Here is a 455-nt window from a genome sequence, read left to right on the forward strand (position 1 = left end):
TCGGAGGTGTGCGTCCTCGATCTGGTCGAGGCGCAGGGCCCGGCTCAAGGCGTCGACGATGTCGTCGGTGACCGTGTGCTGGCGACCCTGCTCCAACCGGCTGTAGTGGTCGGGGCTCAGTCCCGCGAGCACCGCGAGCTCCTCCTTGCGCAGGCCCGGAACGCGCCGCGGACCGGGAAACGGCGCAATCCCCGCTGTTGCCGGCGTGAGTGCGTCACGTCGGGACCGGAGGAACGCTCCGAGTGCGGATCTGTCTGCTGGCACCCTGCCGAGACTACGGAGACATCCCGGACACTGCCTGGTCACGGCGTGACCAGGCAGCGCTCGCCCTGGTGCGTCACGTGATCGCACTGTGGACTGGCCGTCATGAGCAACCCATCGAATCTGTCCGACCGCACCGCCGTCGTCACCGGCTCGACGAGCGGAATAGGCGCCGCTACCGCCCGCGAACTCGC

General features: G+C 69.0%; 1 protein-coding gene. It reads right to left on the minus strand.

The window, feature by feature from the left end:
- On the minus strand, positions 1-264 hold a 264-nt coding region (locus ASG69_RS22840; protein ID WP_200933749.1), incomplete at its 3' end, for a helix-turn-helix domain-containing protein.
- Positions 265-455: the final 191 nt, after the last annotated feature.

It is taken from the genome of Rhodococcus sp. Leaf225, from assembly GCF_001426145.1.
In the GTDB taxonomy this organism is placed as follows: domain Bacteria; phylum Actinomycetota; class Actinomycetes; order Mycobacteriales; family Mycobacteriaceae; genus Rhodococcoides.